1 pseudogene is annotated in these 353 nt (G+C 63.2%); it reads right to left on the bottom strand.

Features of this window, described 5'->3' with window-relative positions:
• Nucleotides 1-353, bottom strand: a pseudogene (locus HK26_RS12885) (hypothetical protein); the annotation flags it as partial.

Here is a 353-nt window from a genome sequence, read left to right as displayed (position 1 = left end):
AACTGCCGCAGAATATCCAGCACATTAGGGGGCGCTGCCCCTGAGCGGAACTGCCCCTCGGCATCCACGGTAATGGCGTAAACAGGCTTGGTGCCCAGCCGGAGCCATGTGCCGCTCCTGTCCGTCTGGACTGTGTAGGTGCCCGGAGCTGGAGCCTGTGCGTACAGATCAGCAACATACCCGCCAAAGGCAATGCCCCCGGCATATCCGCCCTCATACAATGCCAGGATTGTGCCGGGGCCGTCCGAGACCTGGTAAACATAATTGACGCTGTCAATCAGGGTGGGGGTCAGGTTGGATGCGCGGCCCCGCAGGCGCGGCACGGAGCGCCCCACCACGTTGCTGTCCCCATC

This window comes from Acetobacter okinawensis (assembly GCF_002153655.1).
GTDB lineage: Bacteria > Pseudomonadota > Alphaproteobacteria > Acetobacterales > Acetobacteraceae > Acetobacter > Acetobacter okinawensis_A.
The sequence above is the reverse complement of the archived record's forward strand: the minus strand, read 5'-3'. Positions and strand labels throughout refer to the sequence as shown.